Source organism: Kitasatospora sp. NPDC057518 (genome assembly GCF_042802075.1).
GTDB lineage: Bacteria > Actinomycetota > Actinomycetes > Streptomycetales > Streptomycetaceae > Kitasatospora.
The window spans coordinates 1-22,997 of record NZ_JBHVEU010000097.1; the positions used below are offsets into that span (position 1 = coordinate 1).

The 22,997-nt window shown below is 75.5% G+C and carries 18 protein-coding genes and 1 pseudogene; 6 read left to right on the plus strand and 13 right to left on the minus strand.

Going from position 1 to position 22,997, the window contains the following annotated elements; translation table 11 throughout:
- Positions 1 to 462 precede the first annotated feature (462 nt).
- From ACFU7Z_RS12890 to ACFU7Z_RS12925, 8 genes are all read right to left on the minus strand, one after another.
- Positions 463 to 1,515 carry an aromatic ring-hydroxylating dioxygenase subunit alpha gene (locus ACFU7Z_RS12890; RefSeq protein ID WP_380777542.1) on the minus strand — a complete coding sequence of 351 codons (1,053 nt, stop codon included), beginning with the start codon at positions 1,513 to 1,515 and terminating at the stop codon, positions 463 to 465.
- A 7-nt stretch (positions 1,516 to 1,522) separates the two neighbouring features.
- Positions 1,523 to 2,377, minus strand: coding sequence for a class I SAM-dependent methyltransferase (locus ACFU7Z_RS12895; protein WP_380777543.1), 855 nt, complete (start codon positions 2,375 to 2,377; stop codon positions 1,523 to 1,525).
- A gap of 137 nt (positions 2,378 to 2,514) precedes the next feature.
- Complete coding sequence (locus ACFU7Z_RS12900) at positions 2,515 to 2,925, minus strand: PPOX class F420-dependent oxidoreductase (protein WP_380777544.1); 411 nt, start codon at positions 2,923 to 2,925, stop codon at positions 2,515 to 2,517.
- Between the two features lie 34 nt (positions 2,926 to 2,959).
- Positions 2,960 to 7,717 (minus strand): DNA repair ATPase, encoded by a 4,758-nt coding sequence (locus tag ACFU7Z_RS12905; protein ID WP_380777545.1) that lies wholly within the window; start codon positions 7,715 to 7,717, stop codon positions 2,960 to 2,962.
- 115 nt (positions 7,718 to 7,832) lie between these two features.
- Positions 7,833 to 9,863, minus strand: a complete 2,031-nt coding sequence (locus tag ACFU7Z_RS12910) for a flotillin family protein (protein ID WP_049655427.1) — start codon at positions 9,861 to 9,863, stop codon at positions 7,833 to 7,835.
- Positions 9,864 to 9,987: 124 nt separating this feature from the next.
- On the minus strand, positions 9,988 to 10,698 hold the full coding sequence (locus ACFU7Z_RS12915; RefSeq protein WP_380777546.1) for a hypothetical protein: 711 nt from the start codon (positions 10,696 to 10,698) through the stop codon (positions 9,988 to 9,990).
- A 371-nt stretch (positions 10,699 to 11,069) separates the two neighbouring features.
- Complete coding sequence (locus tag ACFU7Z_RS12920; RefSeq protein ID WP_241853159.1) at positions 11,070 to 12,191, minus strand: CdaR family transcriptional regulator; 1,122 nt, start codon at positions 12,189 to 12,191, stop codon at positions 11,070 to 11,072.
- A 145-nt stretch (positions 12,192 to 12,336) separates the two neighbouring features.
- Positions 12,337 to 13,113: a GntR family transcriptional regulator gene (locus ACFU7Z_RS12925; RefSeq protein WP_074005604.1), complete on the minus strand. Its 777-nt coding sequence runs from the start codon at positions 13,111 to 13,113 to the stop codon at positions 12,337 to 12,339.
- A gap of 321 nt (positions 13,114 to 13,434) precedes the next feature.
- Here ACFU7Z_RS12925 and ACFU7Z_RS12930 point away from each other — a divergent pair, with 321 nt between their 5' ends.
- From ACFU7Z_RS12930 to ACFU7Z_RS12940, 3 genes are all read left to right on the plus strand, one after another.
- Positions 13,435 to 14,193, plus strand: a complete 759-nt coding sequence (locus tag ACFU7Z_RS12930) for a tyrosine-protein phosphatase (protein ID WP_181970700.1) — start codon at positions 13,435 to 13,437, stop codon at positions 14,191 to 14,193.
- A gap of 38 nt (positions 14,194 to 14,231) precedes the next feature.
- Positions 14,232 to 14,756 (plus strand): hypothetical protein, encoded by a 525-nt coding sequence (locus ACFU7Z_RS12935; protein ID WP_380777547.1) that lies wholly within the window; start codon positions 14,232 to 14,234, stop codon positions 14,754 to 14,756.
- A 139-nt stretch (positions 14,757 to 14,895) separates the two neighbouring features.
- A complete protein-coding gene (locus tag ACFU7Z_RS12940) occupies positions 14,896 to 15,459 on the plus strand; it encodes a DUF4291 domain-containing protein (RefSeq protein WP_117489895.1) in 564 nt (187 codons plus the stop codon).
- Between the two features lie 61 nt (positions 15,460 to 15,520).
- Here the strand turns inward: ACFU7Z_RS12940 and ACFU7Z_RS12945 are convergent, their stop codons facing one another.
- On the minus strand, positions 15,521 to 16,411 hold the full coding sequence (locus ACFU7Z_RS12945) for an ABC transporter permease (protein WP_380777548.1): 891 nt from the start codon (positions 16,409 to 16,411) through the stop codon (positions 15,521 to 15,523).
- Positions 16,408 to 17,319 carry an ABC transporter ATP-binding protein gene (locus ACFU7Z_RS12950; RefSeq protein WP_380777549.1) on the minus strand — a complete coding sequence of 304 codons (912 nt, stop codon included), beginning with the start codon at positions 17,317 to 17,319 and terminating at the stop codon, positions 16,408 to 16,410. Before ACFU7Z_RS12950 ends, ACFU7Z_RS12945 begins: the two co-directional genes overlap by 4 nt.
- 134 nt (positions 17,320 to 17,453) lie before the next feature.
- Here ACFU7Z_RS12950 and ACFU7Z_RS12955 point away from each other — a divergent pair, with 134 nt between their 5' ends.
- Both ACFU7Z_RS12955 and ACFU7Z_RS12960 read left to right on the plus strand, forming a co-directional pair.
- Entirely contained in the window at positions 17,454 to 18,719 is a 1,266-nt protein-coding gene (locus tag ACFU7Z_RS12955; RefSeq protein WP_380777550.1) for a sensor histidine kinase, read from the plus strand.
- Positions 18,716 to 19,378, plus strand: a complete 663-nt coding sequence (locus ACFU7Z_RS12960) for a response regulator (RefSeq protein ID WP_380777551.1) — start codon at positions 18,716 to 18,718, stop codon at positions 19,376 to 19,378. The genes ACFU7Z_RS12955 and ACFU7Z_RS12960 overlap by 4 nt, the downstream gene beginning before the upstream one ends.
- A 131-nt stretch (positions 19,379 to 19,509) precedes the next feature.
- On the opposite strand, the gene ACFU7Z_RS12965 is transcribed toward ACFU7Z_RS12960, so the two are convergent.
- From ACFU7Z_RS12965 to ACFU7Z_RS12975, 3 genes are all read right to left on the minus strand, one after another.
- Entirely contained in the window at positions 19,510 to 20,610 is a 1,101-nt protein-coding gene (locus ACFU7Z_RS12965; RefSeq protein ID WP_053112158.1) for a hypothetical protein, read from the minus strand.
- A 358-nt stretch (positions 20,611 to 20,968) separates the two neighbouring features.
- Positions 20,969 to 21,670 (minus strand): hypothetical protein, encoded by a 702-nt coding sequence (locus tag ACFU7Z_RS12970; protein WP_380777552.1) that lies wholly within the window; start codon positions 21,668 to 21,670, stop codon positions 20,969 to 20,971.
- Between the two features lie 168 nt (positions 21,671 to 21,838).
- Positions 21,839 to 22,774, minus strand: coding sequence for an N-acetylglucosamine kinase (locus ACFU7Z_RS12975; protein ID WP_380777553.1), 936 nt, complete (start codon positions 22,772 to 22,774; stop codon positions 21,839 to 21,841).
- Between ACFU7Z_RS12975 and ACFU7Z_RS12980 the strand changes: the two are divergent.
- Positions 22,773 to 22,997, plus strand: a pseudogene (locus tag ACFU7Z_RS12980) (elongation factor Tu); the annotation flags it as partial. The gene ACFU7Z_RS12975 and the pseudogene ACFU7Z_RS12980 sit on opposite strands and share 2 nt — an antisense overlap.

The following is a 22,997-nucleotide window of genomic DNA, read 5'->3' on the forward strand; positions in this document are numbered from 1 at the left end:
GGGGGGGCGGGGGTTTCGCCCCCCCCGGGGGGGGGGGGGGGGGGGGGGGGGGGGGGGGGGGGCGCCCCCCCCCCCCCCCCCCCGCGGGCCCGTGTGGGGGGGGGGGGCCCCCTCCCCCCCCACCGGCGGCTCCCCGCAGGGGGTTGACCTGCGGGGAGCCGGGTTGACGTGGCCGTGTCCCGGTACGGGCGGGGCGCGTTGGCCGGGTGTGAGTGGTTTTGGGAGGCTGCCGGAACCGGAACGGCGGCTGGCTGAGGAAACGATCCTGCACGGCGCTCCGGACAGACCGCCGGAGCGGCCGCCGGAGCAGTCGTGGGCGGCGCCCGTGCCGGAACCCGTGGCGGAACCCGGCCCGGAGACGCCCATCTACGCCGAACTGGCCCGGCGCTGGCGGGCCGAGGGGCGGGCCGTCCCCGGGCTGCCCGACCCGGACTGGGAGCCGCCGGCCGCGCCGGCCGGGGCTCAGGAGGCGTCCGGCTCCGGCTGGAGCCCGGCGCGGGCGTCGGGGTGGAACCCGGGGGCGGGCTCGGGGTGGAACCCGGGGTAGAACTGCCGCGCCCACCGGCGGAACAGCCCGATCGAGCGCTCCCCGGGGACGAGCCGGGGCTGCGCCAGGTACCGCTTGTGGTCCAGGACCGGGCGGTCCTGCTTGATGATCCGCACCGAGGCCTGGAGCGCCGCCCAGGAGGCCGCCCGGTCGACGGCCCGCGCCGCGCCGACCCCCGGCACCGGCACCGTGGCGGTCACCGCGAAGCGCACCCTGGTCCGCCACGGCGCGACCGGCGTCGGCAGCACCCACACCCGCAAGGTGCCGCCCACCTGCGGCAGTTCGACCTCCATGCGCATCAGCCCGAGGCCGAACAGCGTCACCGGCTGCTCCAGACTCACCGTGCCCAGCCCGGGGAACCGGGTCGTGGTGCGCTGGTGGACGGTGAACAGCGGCCCGGCCACCTCGGGCGGGGCGGTCTCCCGGGTGTCCAGGCCGTGCAGCACCCGGGTGTGCCGGAAGTCGACGCTGTTCTCCATCACCTCCTGCGGGTGGGAGAGCACGTCCCCGCTCCACCACGCCAGCGGCCGTACCCCGAGGGCCGGCGGCAGCTCCCAGTCCGGTGCGCCGCCGTCCGGACCGCCGCCCGAACCGTTGCCCGGGCCGCCGCCGGGGCCGCACCAGACGAACAGCGCGCCGTCCCGCTCGCACAGCCGGCGCCCGGCCAGGGCGCCGCGGAACCGGATGCCGTCCGGCGAACCGGTGCACGAGCCGTCCGGGCCGAAGGCGAAGCCGTGGAACGGGCAGACCAGCTCCTCGCCCCGGACCTTCCCGCCCGCCCCGAAGTGCGCGCCCAGGTGCGGGCAGTGCGGGCCGACCGCGCGCACCGCGCCCCGGCGGGTCCGGTACAGCACCACGTCCTCGCCCATCAGCCGGACCGTGCGCACCCGCCCGGGCGGCAGGTCCCGGGACCGGCCGACGCAGAACCAGCCACTGGGGTACGGCAGGGGGGCGGAGCGCTCGTCCACGCGGAGTTCACCTCGATGGCTTGACAGCCGTGTGAACGTACCAGGCGACATGCTCCCGAACGCCGTACATCTCCACCGTGGACCGGAGATTGAGCCACTTGGCCGGATCGCCGAAGCGCCGCAGTATCTCCCACGGCAGCCGGAAGTACGCGTACACGGCCTCCGAGGTCGGCAGGTAGTACGGCGTCGCGTCCAGCGCCTCCTCGACCTCGAACCCGGCCTCGGCGAGCAGCCGCGACAGGTTGCCGGCGTGGTAGACCTTGGAGCCGGTCATCGTCATCGCGTCCAGGTACGGTTCGATCAACCCCCGTGCGCCCGGCTCCATTTCGTCCAGCGGGCCGGTGCTCATCGGGCCGAGCAGCACCAGCCGGCCGCCCGGGCGCAGCACCCGGTGGAGCTCGGCCAGCGCCCGGGGCGGGTCGTAGGAGTGGACCAGCGTCTCCATCGAGTACGCGCCGTCGAACTCCCCGTCGTCGAAGGGGAGCCGGTGGAAGTCCCCGAAGCGGAACACCGTCCGGTCGCCCATCCGGGCCCGGGCGCTGAGCCGGGCCGCCTCGGCGAGGTGGAAGTCCAGGACGTCGACCCCCGTCACCGCCAGCCCGAAGCGCAGGGCCATCGCCCGGGCCACCACCCCGGCCCCGCACCCGGCGTCCAGCACCCGCGCCCCGGCCGGCAGCGCCAGCTTGCGCCCCAGCACGTCCTCCAACTGCCGCTGCGCCCGCCACAACCGCCACTTCGACTGCCCCGGCTCCGTCCACCCCCAGTGCCGCGCGTTGCGCGCCACCCGGGTGTAGAACCACCGGCTCCCCGCCCGCCCGTACACCCTGCGCAGCCCGGCCAGATCGAGTCCCTGAGCGCTCATGCCAGCGGGTTACCCGGCTCGCGGCGCCGCCTACCCCCGCCGCCCGCGGATACCCCGATGGAGTGAATCGTGCGGTCATCGTTCCATCGGTGGGGCGGGGGAGGGCGGGCAGCGGGGGAGTCGGGCCCGCCGAGGTGTCAGTCGACGTCCCGGGCGGCGGAGCCCAGGGCCTCCAGGTTCCAGGTGACGATCCGCCGGGGGTGCACCCGGATGACGTCCCGGCTGAACCGGTCGGGCGCCACCGGCGGGACGTCGACGGCGAGCACCTCCGCCCGGCCGCGGATCTCCACGCCGCGGCCCCAGCCGGGCGCGACCGGATCGTCGGCGGGCGCCATGTCGTCGACCAGGACGGACACCTCGGGGCGGTCCCGGGCGTTGCGGTACTTGCGGCTGCGGGCGTTGCCCGGTCCGCCGATGTCGATGGTGCCGTCCTCGTTGAGCCGGAACCCCACCGGCCGGACCTGCGGGGAGCCGTCCGGGCCGGTGGTGGCCAGGCGGGCCAGCGGTTGGCCGGTGAGGTAGGCGCGTTCGCGCGCGGTGAAGGTCATGCGGACGACGGTAGGAGCTCAAGCGCCCTTCAGGTCAAGGACGCCCGCCGGGCCGTCCGCGCTCCGACCACGAGCGCTTCAGCTCCGCCCAGCGGGCTGCCTGATCCTCCGTCAGGGTGCCACGGAGTTCGGCGAGTTTGAGGAGCTGGGCCTCGGCGTCGGCGCCCATGGGCTGGGCCTCGGCGCGGTAGTGGTCGGTGAGCAGGGTGTCGAGTTCGGGGCGGGTGAGGGCGGGGTCGAGGCGCTGGGCGAGCTTGGCCATGTTGCGGTAGGAGCCCTGGAGCAGGAAGGGGGGCTCGGTGCGGGTGCGGTCGTCCTGGGCGGCGGAGGCCAGGTAGGCGCGGTTGACGGCCAGGACGGTGGAGCGCAGGTGGAGCAGGCCGGCGAGGACGGCGGTCATCCGCTCGGTCTCGGCGGCGGGCCAGGCGCCGGCCAGGGTGCCGCCGGGCAGGCCGCCGGCGCGGGCGAGCAGGGTGTCCAGGTCGGCGCGCTCGGCGGTGGCGAGCGGGGCCAGGTGGGGGCTGGCGGGCAGGGCGTTCTCGACGAAGCTGAGCGCGAACAGGTCCTCGCGCCCGGCGACGGCGTCGCCGAGGTTCCACACGTCGGCGCGGTTGGCGAGCATGTCGGGCAGCCGGAAGAGGCGGCCGGACTCGGTGTACGGGTTGGCGGCCATGACGACGGCGAAGCGCTTGCCGCGCAGGTCCCACTCGCGGGCCTCGCCGTCCCAGACGCCGTCGATCCGGCGCTGGGCGTCGCACAGCGGGATGAAGCGCTGGAGGAACTCGGGCGAGGTGTGCTGGACGTCGTCCAGGTAGAGCAGCACGTTGTCGCCCGCGTGCAGGGCGAAGTTGAGCTTCTCGACCTCGCGCCGGGAGGTCGCGTCGGGGGCCTCGGCCGGGTCCAGCGAGGTGACCCGGTGGCCGAGCGCGGGGCCGCTGACGGAGACCAGCAGCAGGCCGAGCCGCTCGGCGAGGTACTCGACCAGGGTGGTCTTGCCGTAGCCGGGCGGGGAGACCAGCAGCAGCAGGCCGCTGCGGTCGACCGGTCCGCCGGGCCCGGCGGTGCCGAGCTGCTTGGCGAGGTTGTCGCCGACCAGCGGCAGGTACACCTGGTCGATCAGCCGGTTGCGGACGAAGCCGTTGAGCGGGGCGGGCCGGTACTGGTCGAGCCGCAGCCGGGCGTGCTCGGCGGCCAGCAGTTCGCCGCGCAGCCGCTGGTAGGCCCGGTAGCCGGGCACCTCGACCTGCTCGAACTCCGCCACCCGGGCGAGCAGTTCGTCCAGTCGGAGGTCGAGCGCGCCGCCCGCGAGCCGCGGGTGGTCGCCGAGCAGCCCGGTGATCCGGGCGCCCACGGCCCCCTCGGCGGGGCGGCGCGGCAGGGACGGGCAGAGCAGCGCGGCGGCGGCCTCGGCGAGGTCCGCCGGATCGGCGTCGACGGCGCCCGACTCCAGCCAGGCGGCGGCGAGTTGGCGCCGTACCGGCAGCAGCTCGGGCTCCTCGGGCAGTGCGGCCAGCGCCTCGGTGAGACCGGCCGACTCGGGGGCGGCGCGGAACTTGTCGAGCAGTGCGGCGGCGCCCGTCGAGTGGGCGAAGCTGGGTGCGGCGGCGGCCAGTTCGGCCACCAGGTAGGGCCCGGCGGGCGCCGCTCCCGGGACGAAGTCGGCGACGGCGGAGGAGAGTTCGCGGGCGAGGGCGTCCAGCGCGGCCTGCGCCGGGGCGCCCCCGAAGGCGTCCCGGGCGAGGCCCAGCGAGCGGGCCCGGGTGTGCCAGAGCAGCCGCTGCCGCTCGTCGGCGCCGTGCGCCCAGTACAGCTGGGCGGCCGCCCGGGCGCCCGCCGGGTGGCGCAACAGCCCGGCCTCGGCGTCGAGTCGGAGCAGGGCGCGGAGCAGCAGCGCGGCGTCGTGGTCGTGCACGCCGCGCTGGTAGCCCTCGTCCGGGCGCTGCTCGGCGGCCCGCCGGACGTGCTCCAGCAGCTCGGCGTCGGTGAGCGGCGCCGCCGCCTCGACGGCCGGCAGCAGGCTCGCCGCGAGGTACTCGGCGCGGTACAGCCGCGGGGTCTCCGAGGGCAGCGGGCGGTCCCAGTACCGCTCGGTGGCGGCGAAGGCCGGGTCGGTGACGGGGGAGCGGTAGTCGGTGCCGGTGAGGGTGAAGGCGGGGCGTCCGCGCCAGGGCACCAGGGCGAGTTCGGGGCGCTGGGTGGTGACGGCGAACAGGTGCCGGCCCAGCCGCAGGGTGCCGGGGCCGTCCCCGGCGAGCTCGGCGCGGTCGCGCAGGGCCCGGTGGGCGCGGCCGCGGGCGGCGCGCAGCCGTCCGGTCAGCTCCTCGGCCCGGACCCGGTCGCCGAGCGCGGTCAACTGCCCGGCCAGGTCGCGGAGTTTGACGGCGGTCGGGTCGGCGGCGAGGGCGGCGTCGATCTCGGCGGCGGTGTCAAGACCGGCCAGCCGGCGGTGCAGGGTGTCGAGGACGCGTCCGGCGGAGGCGGCCAGCCGGTCGGCGCGCCGGGCCCGCTCCTCCAGCAGGTGCTGGCGGCGGGCGGTGAGCGCGTCGTGGACCTCGGTGCGGCGGGCGGTGAGCTGCTCGCCGAGCGCCGGGTCGGCGTCGGCGAAGCGGGTCTCCAGCTGCTCGATCCGCAGCAGCAGCCGGCCGAGCTGCTCGTCGCAGGCCTCGGGGGTGTCGGCGGCGGCGAGCGCGGCGGTGGTGGCCTGGCCGAGCAGGGCGGTCTCGGCGGCGAACTCGTCGGCGGCCTCGCGGGTGCGCAGCTCCCGGCGGCGCACGGTCAGCGCGGACCGGGCCCGGTTGAGCAGCCCGAGCACGTCGGCGAGCCGGTCGAGGATCGCGGTGCGGGTGGTGGCGTCGGCCAGGTCGAGGGTGCCGACCAGCTCCGAGACGGTCTGCAGGGCCTCGCTCTGGCCGCCCAGTTCGAGGCCCAGCGGCTCGGCCTCGGCGGCGGTGGCGATGGCGGCGCAGCGCTCGGCCAGCTCACCGGCCCGCTGCCGGTGGGGCTCGAAGGCGGTCGGCTCGGCGAGCTGGCCGACGGCGCGGTCGGCGGCCTCGGCCAGGCCCTCGGCGAGGTGCGCGGCGAGCCCGTCGATCCGCTCCGGGTCGGCGCGCGGCAGGTCGCGCAGCGCCTCGACGCGGCCCTGGGCGCGGCGCAGCCCGGCCAGCCGGTCGACCCACTCGGCGGCGTCGGCCAGGGTCTCGCCGCGGGCGGTGCGCAGCAGGCCCTCGACGTGCTCGGCGGCCTCGTCGGTCTGCCGGGCGGCGTGCGCGGTGAGCTGGGCGACGGCCTCGTACTCGGCGACGACCTGCCGGGCGGTGTCGCGGATCTCGGCGAGCGGCGCGGCGAGGTCGCCGAGGCCGTCCTGGCCGAGCCAGTGGTGCCGGTCGGCGGTGCGGGTGCAGGCGGCGAGGACGGCCTGATGGCCGGCCGGGGTGTCGGCGCCGGCCGCGGCCAGCCGGGCCAGGGCCAGGCAGTCGGCCAGACCGCGGACCAGGTCGGCGTTGCCGATCCGGGCCAACGGCCCGCTGCCGGAAGGCTGTTCGGCGGCGAAGCGCTCGCTGGTGAACGGAGTCTGCCAGAGCTGGACGGGGTGCAGCCGGGTCGGCCCGTCCTCGGCCGGGCGCAGCGCGATCAGGGTGCCGTCGGCGAGCAACGCGTAGCCCTGGCAGGGCAGCGGGGCGGCGGCCTCCTGGCGGACGCTGTTGTACGGCTGGAGCAGGGCGCGGCCGTCGGCGGGGGAGCGGAACTCGTACAGCACGTCCTCGCCGTTGGGCGAGAGGAGGGTGCGCTCGTAGCGCAGGCCGTCGACCGGCTGGTCGAAGGTGCGCACGGTGCCGTCCACCAGGTGGCAGCCGCCGGGGAAGGCCACGCCCTGGTCGGCGGGCAGCCGCAGGCAGGCCTGGCCGAGCGCGTCGATCCGGGTGACGGTGCCGGTGGGCAGGTGCACCACCAGGTGCCGCTCGGTCTCCTCCTGGTACGGGCGCACGCGCACCAGCAGCAGGGTGCCGAGCCGGGCGTGGGCGATCCGGGCGTCGGCGAGCGTCTGCAGGGCCTCGGCCAGCGGCTCGCGGTGCAGCTCCCGGCCGTCCGGGGCGGTGATGGTCAGCCGGCCGCCGTCGACGCCGACGAGCAGTTCGCCGGCCAGGTCGGCGCGGGGCGGGCGGCCGGGGCCGGCGGGCAGCTGGTCGTCCCGGGTGAGGGCGGTCCAGGGCAGCTGCTGCCCGTCGGCGGGGGTGTGGTCGCGTTCGCCGCGCCCGTCCAGGTAGGACGGCTGGGCGTCGTCGGCGAGGCCGTCGTCCAGGCGCCAGCGCAGCACCCGGACGTCGGCGGCGGTCGGGCCGGTGCGGAAGACGGCGAGCAGCCGGCCGTCCACCGCGCGCAGCCGCTCCAGCCGGGCGTCGCGGAAGTAGCGCCGCAGGTCGGCGAGGTCCTGGCGCAGCCGCGGGTCGTCCAGCAGGGTGCCCTCGGCGGGCGCGGGGGAGAGGTCGGGGTGGTGCAGGCCGAGGACGTCGGTGAAGTCCCCGGCGCCGTCGGCGGATTCGGTCGGACGGGTGGCGAGCAGCAGCAGCCCGCCGGCGGCGGTGAGGTCCTGCGGCAGGCAGGCCCGGTCGGTGGTGAGCCGTCCGGTGCCGGCCAGCCGCAGCTCCCCGCCGCCGAACTCGGCGACCCGGCGGGCGTTCAACGCCTGGGCCCGGTCGGCGAGTTCGGCGGCGGCTCGGGCGAGCCGGTCGCGCAGGACCTCGTAGGTGCCGGCGTCGAGCCGGGCGTCGAGGGCGTCCACGGTCACGGTCACGTTCCTCAGTTGACTCGGTCGAATCGGTTGCCGCGATCGATGCGGCTGGATCGGTAGCCGCGGTCAGCGCGGTCGGCGTGCCCGCTCAGCGCGGTCGGCGTGCCCGCTCAGCGGATCACTTGGAGCCGTTGGCCGAGGCGAGCCCGCCGGCCAGCGCCCCGATCGGGGTCTCCGCGACGCCCAGCTTCCGTGCCGACTCCAGCAGTTGGCGCAGCTGACCGGCCTGGTCGCCGGCCCCCGAGCCGATCAGCTTCATCAGCAGGGCGGACACCGTCAGGTTCTGCACGTCGGCCGTGGAGACCGAGGAGAGCACCCGGGTGAGGTCGTCCGTGAAGCTCGCCCGCCCGTCCAGCCAGGGCCCGGCCAGGGTCTGCGCGGTCTGCGAGTGGGCGACGAAGGCGTCCACGCTCTTGCCGGCCGACACCGACTGCACCAGCCGGTCGAAGAACACCGAGTCCCCGCCGACGATGTCGATCTTCGCCTTCTCCAGCCCGGCCGCGACCAGCGCCGCCTGGGCCTCGGCGATCTGCCGCTGGGTGTCCAGCCCGGCCAGCCGGACGTCCTTCTCGGCGGCCAGCCGCAGCCGGTACTCCTCGTGCCCGCGCGAGGCCTCGTCCAGCTTGGCCATCGCCGCGGCCTTCTCGGTCAGGCCCTCGGCCTCGGCCTTCAGCCGGCCGCCGATCTCCAGCGCGGCGGCCTTGGCCTTCTCCGCCTGGACGACGGCCTCGGCACGGCCGACCTTCTCCACCGCCGCGGCCTCCTGCTCGCGGACCTGGACCCGGGCCAGGCCCTCGGCCGCGGCCTCCGCCCGGACGCCCTCGGCCATCCGGATCTTGGCGGCCGCGTCCAGCTCGGCGGCCTGCTGCCGGGCCTCGGCCAGCACCAGCGCCTCGCGGGCCTTGTGGGTGGCGGCCTGCTCGGCGGCCTCCGCGGCCTTGATGTCCTTGACGAGCTTCTCCTGCGCCTCGGCCTCGGCCTGGATCACGACGGCCTTGCGGACGCGCTCGGCCTCCTCGGTGGCGCGCAGGGTCTTGACGGCCTCCTCCTGCTCGGCGACGGTGCGGTCCACCGCGACCCGCTCGCGGACCACGTCGGCGACCTCGCGCTTGGCGGACTCGAGCTCCTTCTCCTTGGCGATCGTGGCGAGCTGGGTCTCCCGCTCGCGGCCGACGACCTCCAGCAGGCGGTCCTTCTCGATCCGCTCGTTCTCCACCGCGATCACCCGCTCGCGGTTCTTCTGCGCCACCGCGACCTCGCGGGCCTGGTTCTCCCGCTGCACCCCGAGCAGCTCCTCGGTGCGCAGGAAGGCGGTCTGGGCGTTGAGCCGCTCCTCCTCCTGCACCCGGGCGATCACCGCGTCCTCCTTGGCCCGCAGGGTCTCGATCTCGCGGCGCTGGCGGATCTCGGCGTCGGCCTGCCGGCGCTCCAGCTCCAGGACGGCCTCCCGGGCGTCCACGTTCTGCCGGGTGATCTCCTTCTCCTCGGTGCGCTGGTACTCGTTGGTGCGCACGTGCTCGATCGCGGTCAGCTCGGTGATCTTGCGGATGCCCTGGGCGTCCAGGATGTTGTCGGCGTCCAGCTGGTTCATCGGGGTCTGTTCCAGGTGGTCGATCGCCGCGTCCTCAAGGGTGTAGCCGTTGAGGTCGGTGCCGATGACCGCGATGATCTGGTCCCGGAACTCGTGCCGGTGGGTGTACAGGTCGGTGAAGTCCAGCTGCTTGCCGACGGTCTTGAGCGCCTCGGCGAACTTGACGGCGAAGAACTCCTGGATCGCCTGCGGGTCGCTGGCCCGGGCGGTGCCGATCGACTGCGCGACCTTGATGACGTCCTCGACGGTCTTGTTGACCCGGACGAAGAACGAGATCCGGATGTCCGCGCGGATGTTGTCCCGGCAGATCAGACCGTCCCGGCCGGCCCGGTGGATCTCCACCGTCTTGGCGGTGATGTCCATCAACTCCGCCTTGTGGAGCACCGGGAGGACGATCGCGCCGGTGAAGGTCACGTCCACCTTCTTCGTCCGGGAGACGATCAGTGCCTTGCCCTGCTCGACCTTCTGGAACAGGCGGCCCACGAACAGCAGCATGGCGAGCAGGATGAGCAGCACGACGGCGACGAGCACGCCGAAACCCACGGCGATGGTGTCCATCACGGAGTCCTTTGACGAGATGGCGAGTTGGAGCGAAGAGGTGGTGCGAGGAGTCGATGGGAAGAGGTGGTGCGAAAGGGAAGTGCGGTGGCGGAGGGCCGGCCGGGGAACGGGAGGCCGGGGATCAGACGCCGGTGGACGGCGGCTCGAAGGGCGCCACCAGGAAGTGCTCGCCCACGGCGTCGTAGTCGAAGATCAGGGCGGTCCGCCCGGCCGTCAGGCCCGGTTCGGGCTCCGCCGTGCGGACCTGGACGGTCGCGGTGGAGCCGTCCTCCGCGGTGACCTCGGCCTGCCCGAAGTCGGCCGTCACCCGGCCGGTCCGGATCACGCAGACCCGGCCGACGAAGTCCCCCCGGGTGGCCGGCCGGTCCTGCGGGAACAGCCGCGACAGCGGCCGGACGAGCACCCGGGTGCCCGCCCAGGAGGCGGCCAGCGCGACGACGAACACGCCGCCGCGCGCCGGCGCCCCCGAGGTGAGGACGGTGCCGGCCAGGCTGACGAACCAGGCGAGCGCGACCAGCAGCGACACCGCCACCGTCACGGGCACCCCGCCCAGTCCCAGCGCGTTCAGCACGCCCGTGTGGTGGCCCGCACCGGGTCGGTCGGGTCCCCCGTCGGCACCGTGCCCCCCGGCACCGTGCCCCCCGTGCTCGGCACCGAGGTGGTGCCCCGCATGCCCGACGTCCATGTGGTGCCCGGCGTCGTGCCCCCCGTGCACGGCGCCGGGAACGAGGCCGCCGAACAGCATCAGCAACCAGTACCCGACCACCACCACCAGCGCGAAGCTGAACAGCGCCGTCGGAAAGGCCAGCGCGGCCGCGAAGAATCCCCCCATCCCGGCCACCCTCCCCCGCCTCTCCACCGGCGCCGCGCTTCGGCACCGGGGAGATCATGACAGCGCCGGGGCCCGTCGCACATTGCCAGGATCCGGCAATCTTTACGCCCTCTTGACACCCTGGTACACGCGGCCCGCGTGACACTGCAACAACCAGGCAACAGGACGGGTGCCGGACGGTCGCAGCGGCGCCGCGCGGGTTTCGCGCGGCGGGACCGCGGCGGCCCTTCCCGGGGCGGCGGGGACTACGGCCGTCGTGCCGCGCACTACGGCGGTAGTCCAGCGCACCACGGCGGTAACGCCGCGCACCGCGGCGGTAGTTCCGCGCACTACAACGGTTGTTCCGAGCACTACAGCGGTAGTCCCACGCACTACAGCGGTTGTTCCGGCCAGTTCAGCAGCCGCGCCCCCATGGCCGCCGTCTCCAGGGTGAAGCGCTGGAGCGCGTCCGCCGGGTCGTACCCGGTGAGCGCCTTGATCCGCTCCAGCCGGTAGCCCAGGGTGCGCACGCTCAGGCCCAGCCGGCGCGCCGCCTCCGCGTTCACGTACGCGGCCTCCGCCTGCACCGCGATGGTGTCCAGCAGCGGACGGGCGCCGCCGCGCGCCTCGGTCAGCGGGCCGAGCACGGTGCGCACCAGGTCGGCCATGGCCGACCGGTCGCGCATCAGCACCGGGAAGACCAGCAGCTCCTCGGCCCGCAGCTGCCGGGCGGGCAGGCCCAGCCGCTGCGCGTAGTCCAGGGCGTCCAGCGCCTCCTCGTAGCTGCGCAGCACCCCGCTCGGCCCCGAGTGCCGGCGGCCGGTGGCCACCCGCCGGACCGGCTGGTAGCCGCGGCCGCTCCCCGGGCGCAGCGTCAGCTCGGCGAAGGCCTCCAGCACGGCCCGCTCGGAGTCCGGGGCGATGCACACCAGCCGGCCGTCCTTGCTGGCCAGCAGCACGTCCCGCTCGCCGAACCGCCCGGCCAGCTCCCGCTCCACCCGGTGCACCATCGGATGGACGTCCGCGAACGGCTCGTCGCCGACCGCGACCGCCACCGTGTACGCGCCCGCCAGCCGCAGCCCGAACCGCTCCGCGCGCTCGGCGAGCAGCCCGAGGTCGCTGCGGCCGAACAGCAGGTCGTCGATGAACTCCCGCCGGGCGGCCTCCTCCTGGCGGACGGCCAGGCGCTGGGCCCGCTCGTGGCCCTCGCCCAGCGCGGCCAGCGCGGCGTCGGTGGCGGCCAGTACCGCGTCGCCGGTCCGGCGCAGTTCGGTGACGCTGCTCGCGGAGGTCGTCCCGGGCAGGGTCTGCCAGGCCCGCCGGGCCGCGGCCAGGCAGTGCGCGACCACCTCGCGCAGCCCGTGCCCGGCCTCGGCGCAGTGCTCGCCGAGCCTTCGCAGGCGTTCCAGCTCCTCGCGGCGCAGCAGCCGGCCGGTGCGGGAGACGTCGGCGAGCAGCACGAGGTAGACCTCGGCCAGCTCGGTCGGTATGTCGTAGTCGATCTCCTCGGTCACCCTGTCCTGCCAACCCCCGTGCGGCCCGGTATTTCGGCGCTGAATTTATCAGGGGCGCTCCGGCCGGGAACGGGCGCGGCGGCCCCTGCCACCAGCCGAGGAGGCCCCCGCCACCGGCCGCTGCCGCCCGCCGCGGCGGCCCCCGCTACCGGTCCCGGAAGTGCAGGACGAAGCGGGCGCTGCTGCCGTCGATCCGCCGCCGCACGTACAGCGCCGGAGCGCCGTCCGGGGTGCAGCTGACCCCCTCGCGCACCAGCAGCGCGGTGCCCGGCGGGACGCCCAGCAGCTCGGCGTCCGCGAGGTCCGCGCCGACGGCGCCGAAGGCCCGCCAGTCGTACTCCAGCTCCACCCCGGCGGCCCGCGCCAGGTCCGGCACCAGGTTCCCGGGGCGGCCCGGCCGGACCAGCTCGGCGGGCAGCGGGCCGAACGGCACCCAGTAGCTGCACGCCGCCCGGGCCCGCCCGCCCAGCCGGATCACCGAGTCCACCCGGGACAGCTCCGCCGGAGTGCGGCCCAGCTGGCGGGCCGCCTCCGCATCCTGCGCCGAGCCGGTGACGGGCGGGGCGGCCACCACGAACTCGCCGTCGGTGGACTCGTCGTTCGGCAGCGCGGTGGGCACGCTGCCGAGGTCGAAGCGCTGGCTGCGCGGGTCCACGGCGATCGACACCCGGACGGCGGGCGGGCGGACGAAGGTGCCCACACCCCGGCGGATCTCCACCACGGCGGCCCGCTCCAGCTCCGCCACCGCCTGCCGTACGGTCAGCCGGTTCACGCCGAACTCGGCGCTCAGCTCGGGCTCGCTGGGCAGCCGGGTGCCGGGCGGGTAGGCGCCGGTGTCGACGCGCTCCTGGAGCCGGCGGGCCAGGCGGCGGTACACCGGGGTGTTCGGGGAGCTCGGGGTGTCCGGGGGGTTCGTCGCCACGGGCCCGATCCTACGGAGCCCGCCCGGGCCGCCTGCGTCGCTCGTGCCGCCCGTGCCGCCTGTGCCGCCTGTGCCCCTCGTCACCGCTCGGGCCGCCCGGGCGCCGTGCCGTACGGGACACCGCGGCCCCCGGGTCGCCGTGGGCGGGCGATGGGCGTGGGATAGAAGGATGTACCGATCGAGGCCCGCGTCGGCGAGACCCGCGCCACCGAGGCTTGCCCGGCGGCCCCCCGAGGGGTTACACATCTAGACGTCTAGATGTCTCCGCCTCCGGATCTCCCCGTCTCCTCCCGGGTGCGGCCCCACCGAAAGGCCTCCCGCATGTCCCTGGTCAACTTCCGCGACGCCGCCGCCCTCGGCGACCCCGAGGGCCGGCGCGTCCGCCCCGGTGTGCTGTACCGCTCCGCCCAGCCGTTCCCGGCCGCCGACGAGGCCACCGTCGCCCAGCTGCGCGGCTGCGACATCCGCACCATCGTGGACCTGCGCGACCCGCGCGAGACCGACCCCGCCGACTGGGCCGCCGCCGAGGCCGCCGGGATATCCGTCGTCGCCGCCCCGGTGAACCCCGCCACCGACGCCCTCACCGCGCGGATGGGCACCATGGCCACCGCCGCCGACCTGGGCGACTTCTACGTCCTGCTGGCCGAGTCCGCGCCCGACGCGGTGGCCGCCGCCGTCGACGCCACCGTCCGCCCCGGCGCCGTCCTGCTGCACTGCGCCGCCGGCAAGGACCGCACCGGCCTGCTGACCGCCCTCCTGCTGGACCTCCTCGGCGTCCCCGCCGAGCACATCGTCGCCGACTACACCCGCACCGCCGACGCCCTCCCGCAGATCTTCGCGGGCCTCGCCGAGCGCCACCGCACCGCCCTCAACGACCGCACCACCTCCCGCGTCACCGACTCCCGGGGCCGCAACCTGACCATCCCCGCGCCCCTCCTGGAGGCCCCGGCCGAGGCCATGTCCGTCTTCCTCGACCGCGTCCGCACCCACCACGGCGGCGCCGCCTCCTTCCTCCCCTCCTGCGGCGTCCCGGCGGCCACCCTCGGCGCCTTCCGCACCAAGGCGGGCGCCGCCGCCTGAGCCCGACCTGTCGGAGCCCGCGCCTACGCTGGCGGGCGATGAGCTACCAGGCGATGTGGTTCCTGATCCCCGCGCCCGCCGACGTCGTCGAGCGGCACGGGCCGCGGCTGCGGGCGCTGCTCGACGCGCACGCCGCGGACCCGGGCAACCGGGCGCTGCGCCGTCGCTGGGAGCGGGAGGGGCTGGCGCCGGAGGAGTTGGAGGAGCTGGCCGTCGGTCCGCTCGGGGAGGACCCGGACGGCCTGTACGCGGTCTGGGAGGACTGCGGGACGGCCGGCCCGTGCGCCGCCGTCCAGGCCCGCAACCGCTACCCGGTGCTGGGGCTGGCGCACGGCCTCGGCCCGGAGCGGACGGCCGGGCTGCCCGGCTGGTTCAGGCCCGAGGGCCGGAGGAGGTGCGGGCCGCCCTCCCGGCCGTCGAGGCGGTGTTCGACCTGGACGGGGCCGAGCGGCGGGCGGCCGAGCGGCGGGCCCTCGACGCCCTGCGGACGGATGACCTCTCCGGCCTCTTCGACGCCGTCCTCCCGGTCTGGCGGGCCGCGGCCGAGGCCGGCCACGGGCTGATCGGCGCGCAGTTCGTCCCATAGCGGTGCGCCCCTGGCGCCGCACCCGTAGGTGTGCCCTAATCCCGTTGCGCCGTGCCGTCGGTGCTGGCAGCGTGGCCGGGCGGGCAGCGTGCCGGGGCGGAAGGGGGTGGCGCGGGATGACCGCTCTGCGTGAGATCCGGGCCGACCACGACGGGCGGACGATCGTGCTCTACCAGGCCTACCCGCCGGCGATCGCCGACGCGGCGCTGGCGGCGGGCCGGTTCACGGCGCCGTTCGGCTTCCACCGGATGACGTGGATCAAGCCCTCGTTCCGCTGGCTGATGCACCGCAGCAACTGGGCGCAGAAGCCCGGCCAGACCAGGGTGCTGGCGGTCCGGATCACCCGGGAGGGCTGGGAGGAGGCGCTCGCCCGCGCCGTCCTGACCACCGCGCACCCGGACGAGGTGGCCCGCGCCGAGGTCCACGTGCAGTGGGACCCGGAGCGGTCGCTGCGCGGGGCGGCGCTGAACCACTACAGCATCCAGGTGGGCGTCGGCCGGTCGCTGGTCCGCCGCTACGCCGAGGAGTGGGTCGTCGGGCTCACCGACCTCACCCCGCAGGTGCAGCGGATCGCCGCGCTGGTCCGCGGCGGGCAGGCGGCGAAGGCGCAGCGGCTGCTGCCGCCCGAGCGCCCGTACCCGCTGCCCGCCGCGACGGCGCGGCGCCTCGGCCTGGGGTGACCCGAGGCCCCGGGGCGACCAGAGGCCTGGGATGCCCCGAGACCTGGGGCGACCCGGGGCCTCACACGTCCCGCCGCCGCACCACGACCACCGTCACCGCCACCGCCACCGCGCCCCACATCCCCATGGTGATCCACGAGTCCAGCACGCTCGGCGCGTACTTCCCCATCGTGGTCCTGGAGTTCGGTGTGATGGTGAGCCGCTGCACGGTGGCCAGCGGCAGGTGGGTGCCGATCTCCTTCAGCCACCGGTAGCGGTCCCCGCCGAACATCATCGGCAGGATGAACATCAGCATCACCAGCGACACGATCGAGGCGGTGGCGTGCCGCAGCAGCGCGCCCAGCGCCATCCCGATCAGCGCGCAGACCGGCACGATCGCCGCGTAGGCGAGCACGGCCCGCAGGCAGCCCTCGTCGGTGATGGAGAGCCCGACGTGCCGGGAGGCCAGCATCGCGTTGATGGTGAGGAAGGAGACCGCCGAGACGGCGAGCCCGGCGAGCGCGGTGATCCCGCCGATCAGCAGCACCTTGGCCGCGATCACGCCGCGCCGGTCCGGGACGGCGGCGAAGGTGGTGCGGATCAGGCCGGTGGTGTACTCGCCGAAGACGGTGATCGCCCCGAGGCTGCCGGCCGCGACCGCCATCAGGTCGCTCGCGATGCTGCCGAGGCCGTGGAACAGCGGGTCGTAGGTGTACGGGGAGCGCCCGGGCATCGGCGCGGGCGGGTGGTCGATGTACGTCAGGTCGGTGTGGACGGCGTTCACGTTGACCGCGATCGCCACCAGCGAGGCCAGCGCCAGCACCCAGTAGGTGGAGCGCAGCGAGCGCAGTTTGATCCACTCGGCGGCGAGCAGGTCGAGGAACCGGGGGGCCGGCTCGGCGACGGAACCGCCGGAACCGCCGGAACCACCGGAACCGCCGGAACCGGTGGAACCAAGGGCCATGCTGCTCATCGGGCTTCTCCTGCCAGGTACTCGACGCTGTCGGCGGTCAGGGACATGAACGCCGACTCCAGCGACGACGTCCGGGCGGCCAGTTCGTGCAGCACCACGCCGTGCCGCAGCGCGAGTTCGCCGATCCGTTCGGCCGGCATCCCGGTGACGGTCCCGAACCCCGGCTCCGTCAGCCGTACTTCGGCCCCCTCCGCGCGCAGGACCCCGGCCAGCGAGGCGAGTTCGGGCCCCCGGACGGCCACCGAGGAGACCGCGTTGCGGGCCGAGAAATCGGCGAGGCTCTCGTCCGCGATCAGCCGGCCGCGCCCGATCACCACCAGCCGGTCGGCGGTGTGCTCCATCTCGGCCATCATGTGGCTGGAGACGAAGACCGTCCGCCCCTCGGCGGCGAGCCGGCGGAACAGCCCGCGCACCCAGAGCACGCCCTCCGGGTCCAGCCCGTTGAGCGGCTCGTCGAAGAGCAGCACCGGCGGGTCGCCGAGCAGCGCGCCCGCGATGCCGAGCCGCTGCTTCATGCCCAGCGAGTAGCCGCCGATCCGGCGCCCGGCGGCCTTGCCGAGCCCGACCTCCGCCAGCACCTCGTCCACCCGCCGGAGCGGGATGCGGTTGCTCCGGGCCAGGGCCGACAGGTGGGCCCGGGCGCTGCGCCCGCCGTGCACGTCGCCCGCGTCCAGCAGGGCGCCGACGTGCCGCAGGCCGCGCGGCCGGTTCGCGAAGGGCACCCCGGCCACGGTGGCACTCCCCCCGGTGGGGGTGTCGAGGCCCAGGATCATCCGCAGCGTGGTGGACTTGCCCGCCCCGTTGGGGCCGAGGAAGCCGGTCACGGTGCCGGGCCGGACGGTGAAGGTCAACTGGTCGACGGCCGTGGTGGCGCCGTACCGCTTGGTCAGTCGCTCGATCTCGATCACGGGGACAACGCTGCCGGTCGGGCCCCCGCCCGGGCATCGGGCCGCGGGCCACAACCGCGGGCGGCCGCACTGGCCCCGGGGATTACGCCCCCGGGCCAATGTGCCGCCGTCCGGGCCGCCGCTACCATCGCGTCATGATCACCGAACCCCGTCCGCCGCTGCTCAGGCGCCTGCCCGCGGGCGTGTGGGTGGGGGCGCTGTGGACGGCCCTGGTCGCGTTCCGCTTCTTCACGCGCGAGAACGAGCTGCACCACCTGCTGAACTACCACGGCAATCCCGAGGACATGCCGATGGTGGTCACCGCGGTGGTCACCACCCTGGTCGCGACGCTGCTGGTCCGGCTGCCGCTGCTCGCCGTCGTGGTGGCGCTCGGGGGCGGGATGTTCGCGCTCGGGATGTGGGGCGTCCCGGAGGCGGCGCCGCTCCAGTTCCTGATCGCCGACGCGGTGGTCGGCTACTGCGCGGCCACCCGCTCCCGCCGGGTCTCGCTCACCGCCCTGGCGCTGCCGCTCGCCACCCTCGCCGGGCTGCTGCTCTGGGGCGCCGTCAACGACTACCCCGTCAACCCGCTCGCCTACGGGGGCTTCGCGGCCACCGTGCTGATCGCCTGGCTGATCGGCAACACCGTGCACCAGGGCCGGGCCCACACCGAGGCGCTGCGCGGCCGGGCCTCCGAGCAGGCCATCACCGCCGAACGGCTGCGCATCGCCCGCGAGTTGCACGACATGGTGGCCCACAACATCGGCATCATCGCGATCCAGGCCGGCATGGGCAGCCGGGTCATGGACACCCAGCCCGCCGAGACCCGGGCCGCCCTGGAGGCGATCGAGGCCACCAGCCGGGAGACCCTGGCCGGGCTGCGCCGGATGCTCGGCGCGCTGCGGCAGGGCGAGGGGGAGCCGGCGCCGCTCGAAGTGATGCCCGGACTGGGCGAGTTGGACCGGCTGGTGGAGAAGGCGGCGGGCGCCGGGGTGCGGGTGGCGCTCACCCGCCGCGGCGAAGCCCGTCCGCTGCCGTCCGAGGTGGATCTCGCCGCCTACCGGATCATCCAGGAGGCGGTCACCAACGTGGTCAAGCACTCCGGCACCCGGGACTGCCACGTCACCGTCGGGTACGGGCCGCGGGAGCTCGACGTCACCGTCGTCGACCTGGGCGCGGGCGCGGCGACCGGCACCCCCGGTACCGGCTACGGGCTGGCCGGCATGCGCGAGCGGGTCGCCCTGCTGGACGGCGAGTTCGCGGCCGGCCCGCGCCCCGAGGGCGGCTTCCGGGTCGCCGCGCGGCTGCCGCTCCCCGAGGCCACGGCCGTGCAGACCCCGGCCGTGCAGACCCCCGGCGAGCCCGGTGTCGGGACCGCCGTCGGGACCGCCGTCGAGACCCCCGTGGAGGTGGGACCGTGATCCGTGTCGTCCTGGTCGACGACCAGCCGCTCATCCGCACCGGCCTGCGCGTGCTGATCGCCGACGCCCCCGACCTGGAGGTGGTCGGCGAGGCCGGCAACGGCGCCGAGGCCGTCGAACTGGTCGCCCGGCTGCGCCCCGACGTCGCCGTGATGGACATCCGGATGCCCGGCATGGACGGCATCGAGGCCACCCGCCGGATCACCGCCGACCCGGACCTGCCCACCCACGTCCTCGTCCTCACCACCTTCGACGACGACGACTACGTCTACGGCGCGCTGCGGGCCGGGGCGAGCGGGTTCCTGGTCAAGGACCTCGCCCTGGAGACCATCCTGGACGGCGTCCGGGTGGTCGCCGCCGGGGACGCCCTGCTGGCCCCGGGCATCACCCGCCGGCTGATCGGCGAGTTCGCCGCCCGCCCGGAGGCCGACGCCGCGGCCAGGCCCCGCAGGCCGGTCGCCGAGGCCGTCACCGAGCGCGAGCGGGAGGTGCTCACCCTGGTCGGCCGGGGCCTGTCCAACGCCGAGATCGCCGCGGAGCTCACCATCAGCGTGGCCACCGCCAAGGCCCACGTCGCCCGGCTGTTCACCAAGCTCGACGCCCGCGACCGGGTCCACCTGGTCATCCAGGCCTACGAGTTCGGGCTGGTCAGCGCGTAAAAGCGTGTAAAGCTCGCAAGGCGCGCAAGGCGCGCAAGGCGCGTAAGGCGCGAAAAGCATGCAGAGCGCGTCACGCGAGAGCGCCGGAGCGGGCCCGCACGGCCCACTCCGGCGCTCGCCTCACCCGGTCGTCAGTGGACGACCGCGTGCGAGATCTGGCAGCCGCTCACGCCGTTCGACCAGGTGCCCTGCATGGCGAACGAGCCCGTCGCGAACGCCACGTTCTGCGCGCCGCCCGTCCCGCCGACCCCGTTCCAGGAGCACTTGTCGGCGTTCTCGTACCCGGTCGAGTCGGTCCAGCCGCCCGCCGGGTTCTGGTCGGTGATGGTCTCCGAGTACTCGTGGCCGTACACGATGGTCACGCCGTCCAGGGTGCCCGCGCTGCCGCTGTTGACGTAGTTCTGGCCGCAGGAGCTGCCCATGTCGGTCACGTACGGGTCGTTGGTGAACGCCACGTCACCGTACGGGGAGGAGGCCGCGCCGCCGCTCAGGGTGGTGTCGCCGTTCCAGTCGTGCCAGGCGCAGAAGCCCCCGTTCGGGGTGTTGAAGCCGTCCGGGTGGGTGCCGGTCGGCGACAGCACCACGTACTGCACGTTGCGGTTGGACGCGGCGGTGGTGTTGCCGAAGTGCCCGGCCGCCTTGACGGCCTCGGCGGCCAGCTGGTTGCCGCTGGCCTGGCCCGGCGCGGCGGCGGACCCGTCGACCCAGACGCCGGCCAGCGCGCCGCCGGTCGGGTAGCCGACGTGCGTCGAACCGGTCGGGCAGCTGGTCGCGCCCGCGGCGACGCCCTCGCAGTACTGGGTCATGACGCCGGACCAGGTCTCGCTGTTGGTGCCGAGGCCCTTGAACAGCTGCTGCGCCCGGACGGCCTCGCCCTTCGGGTCGCCGGTCAGGGTGGTGTAGCCGCTGGAGTTGGTGCCCTGGGTGCCCCACTGGGAGCCCCAGAAGACCAGGTAGACCTTCGGCGCGCCGGTGGTGACGCCGATGCCGTCGACGCCGCCGCCGTAGCTGAGGTTGTTGCCCGCGGCCTTCGCGGAGTTGCCGGCCTCCTTGGTCGGGTGCGCGCCGTGCCGGTAGGGGTGCGGCTGTCCGGCGAACTCGCCGGCCGGCCGGTTGTCCTGGGCCGCCTGGGCGGCCGGGGCGGCCGCGAAGCCGGCGGCGGCCAGCGCCAGGGCGCTGAGCCCGGTCAGGGCCCGCAGCCGCATCCGGCGGGAGGTGGGGGAGATGCCCATCGTGAGGGTTCCTCTCTGGTGCCGGCCGCGACCGGGTACGGCGCGGCGGCACGGTGGGGGACGAAGGGGGAGGAGCACGACGACGGCGAGCCGGACCTGCCGGCGGCCCGTCAGGGACGACCAGCGGGGTGGGATGGGGGACCGGTTCACCGCCGACCGCCGGAAGCAAAGCACCGCCGCCGAAACCGCTTCAAGCACGCAAAGGGTAAGACCCGCCCCAAGGAACGCCCGGGCGGACGTAGCGAACGTCAAAAGCCCGCAGCTGGACGTGGGTTGATGCGCGTAGCGCAGCCGAATGCCAACAGTTGAGAGGCGCTTCTACACCGTATGCGCCGTCAGGTCGTCGCCGAAGGCCGACTCAGGGGCCCTCGACCTCGCCGATCCGCATGATCCGGCCGTGCGAGTCCAGCACCACGTCGTAGGCGTTGCCGTGGCAGCCGTACGGGTCGGCCGGTTCGCGCTCGGCCAGGCAGTCGTCGATGTGGGCGATCAGCTCGTCGAGGGGGACGGTCCTGGCCGGTTCGTCGTGGGTGACGTCGACCAGGGTCGCCGCCACGCCCGCCCCCGCGAAGCCGTAGTGGACGGGGCTGCCGACGGGCTCGTAGCGGGCGGAGCCGCAGCTGAAGCGGGCGGACCGGGCGGTGAGTTCGGCCGGTCCGGCGGAGACCACGACGAGGAACTCGTGGCCGGGGCGGCCGGTGGGAACGGCGCACCCGGGCCCGGCGGAAGACTCCGTGGAGGGCTCGGCGGAGGGCTCGTCGGGAGACGCGGGTGCGTCCGGCGAGTCCGGCGGGGCGGGCACGTCGGGCGAAGCGGACGAGTCGGGCGAGGCGGAGGAGAAGGCGGCGGACGGCTCGGCCGAGCCGGAGTAGTACTCCTCCTCCTCGTAGAAGAGGCCGTCGTCCTCGTCCAGCAGGTCGTCCGCGCCCTCGTCGGCCAGCGCGGCGGCGGAGGCGGCGGCCACGGTGGGGCCGGAGTCGGCGGGCGTGCAGCCGGTGAGGACGGCGGCGGCGCCGCAGGCCAGCAGGGCGGCGGCGAGGAGCATGCGGGGGGTGGCCATGACACAAGTCTCCCCGGGCGGCGGCGGTTGGCGGTACCCGCTTAACACGACCGGGGCCCGGCCCGTGGTTCCCGCCAGGGCCCCTCCCCCGCCGGATGTGCGGATCCGGCGGGGGAGAGGAGCCGATGAGCGGCCGTCAGGCGGCGGCAGGGGAGCAGGTGGCGGCCGTCAGGCGGCCACCGGCCGGCCCGCCTCGTACGCCTCGCGCACCCGGGCCTGCGCCCGCGCGCCCGCCGCCAGGTGGTCGAGGCCGAGCAGTGCCGCGCCGAGCACCGGCGGGGCGACGACGACGCGCGGCTCGGCCAGCGGCGCGGCCTCGGCGAGCCGGGCGGTCACGTTGTCCAGCAGCAGCGGATGCCGGGAGGCGAGCACGCCGCCGCCCAGCACCACCGGGGTCGGGGTGTCCAGCAGGTCCAGGCGGCGGAGCGCCACCACCGCGAGCCGGACGATCTCGTCGGCCTGGCGGTCGATCAGCCCCCGCGCCACCTCGTCGCCCTCGTCCGCGACGGCGAACAGCACCCGGACGATCTCGTGCAGCCGCGCGTTCGGCAGGTGCCCGAGGTGGACGGCCTCGGCGACGGCGCCGGCGCCGGGCAGGCCGAAGTGCTCGGCGATGGCGCGGGCGAGCCCGGTCGGCCCGCCGCGCCCGTCCTCCGCGCGGACGGCGTGCCACATGCTGGCGACGGCGAGTCCGGACCCGCCGCCCCAGTCGCCGGTGAGCTCGCCGAGGGCGGGGAAGCGGGCGGTGCGGCCGTCCGGCAGCAGGCCGACGCAGTTGATCCCGGCGCCGCAGACCACCGCGACCCCGCGCGGGCCGTCGGTGCCGGCCCGCAGCAGGCCGAAGGTGTCGTTGACGACGGTGTTGCCGGCGCCCCAGGGGTGGGACTCCAGCGCCACCCGCAGCGCCTCCTCCTCGACCGGCAGGTCGGCGTTGGCCAGGCAGGCGCTGACGTGGCCGGTGAGCACGCCGCTCCAGGACGGGTGGCCGGCCTCGGCGGCGGCCTGCTCGACCAGCGGGGCGAGGCCGGCGACGGCCGCCGCGCCGCCGATCTTCTGCGGTTCGAAGCCGCCGCCGCGGGCGGTGCCGAGGATGCTGCCGTCCACCCCGCACACCGAGTTCCAGGCCCAGGCCTACATCCTCTCCAAGGACGAGGGTGGCCGCCACACGCCGTTCTTCAACAACTACCGTCCGCAGTTTTACTTCCGTACCACCGACGTGACCGGTGTGGTGACCCTCCCCGAGGGCACCGAGATGGTCATGCCGGGCGACAACACCGAGATGAGCGTTCAGCTGATTCAGCCGATCGCCATGGAGGAGGGCCTGAAG

What these genes read in the sequence shown, in the direction of transcription:
- ACFU7Z_RS12895 (WP_380777543.1), bottom strand. Translation starts at nt 2,377, where the DNA reads ATGAGCGCTCAGGGACTCGATCTGGCCGGGCTGCGCAGGGTGTACGGG.
- ACFU7Z_RS12900 (WP_380777544.1), bottom strand. Translation starts at nt 2,925, where the DNA reads ATGACCTTCACCGCGCGCGAACGCGCCTACCTCACCGGCCAACCGCTG.
- ACFU7Z_RS12910 (WP_049655427.1), bottom strand. Translation starts at nt 9,863, where the DNA reads ATGGACACCATCGCCGTGGGTTTCGGCGTGCTCGTCGCCGTCGTGCTG.
- ACFU7Z_RS12915 (WP_380777546.1), bottom strand. Translation starts at nt 10,698, where the DNA reads ATGGGGGGATTCTTCGCGGCCGCGCTGGCCTTTCCGACGGCGCTGTTC.
- ACFU7Z_RS12930 (WP_181970700.1), top strand. Translation starts at nt 13,435, where the DNA reads ATGTCCCTGGTCAACTTCCGCGACGCCGCCGCCCTCGGCGACCCCGAG.
- ACFU7Z_RS12935 (WP_380777547.1), top strand. Translation starts at nt 14,232, where the DNA reads ATGAGCTACCAGGCGATGTGGTTCCTGATCCCCGCGCCCGCCGACGTC.
- ACFU7Z_RS12940 (WP_117489895.1), top strand. Translation starts at nt 14,896, where the DNA reads ATGACCGCTCTGCGTGAGATCCGGGCCGACCACGACGGGCGGACGATC.
- ACFU7Z_RS12945 (WP_380777548.1), bottom strand. Translation starts at nt 16,411, where the DNA reads ATGAGCAGCATGGCCCTTGGTTCCACCGGTTCCGGCGGTTCCGGTGGT.
- ACFU7Z_RS12955 (WP_380777550.1), top strand. Translation starts at nt 17,454, where the DNA reads ATGATCACCGAACCCCGTCCGCCGCTGCTCAGGCGCCTGCCCGCGGGC.
- ACFU7Z_RS12965 (WP_053112158.1), bottom strand. Translation starts at nt 20,610, where the DNA reads ATGGGCATCTCCCCCACCTCCCGCCGGATGCGGCTGCGGGCCCTGACC.
- ACFU7Z_RS12970 (WP_380777552.1), bottom strand. Translation starts at nt 21,670, where the DNA reads ATGGCCACCCCCCGCATGCTCCTCGCCGCCGCCCTGCTGGCCTGCGGC.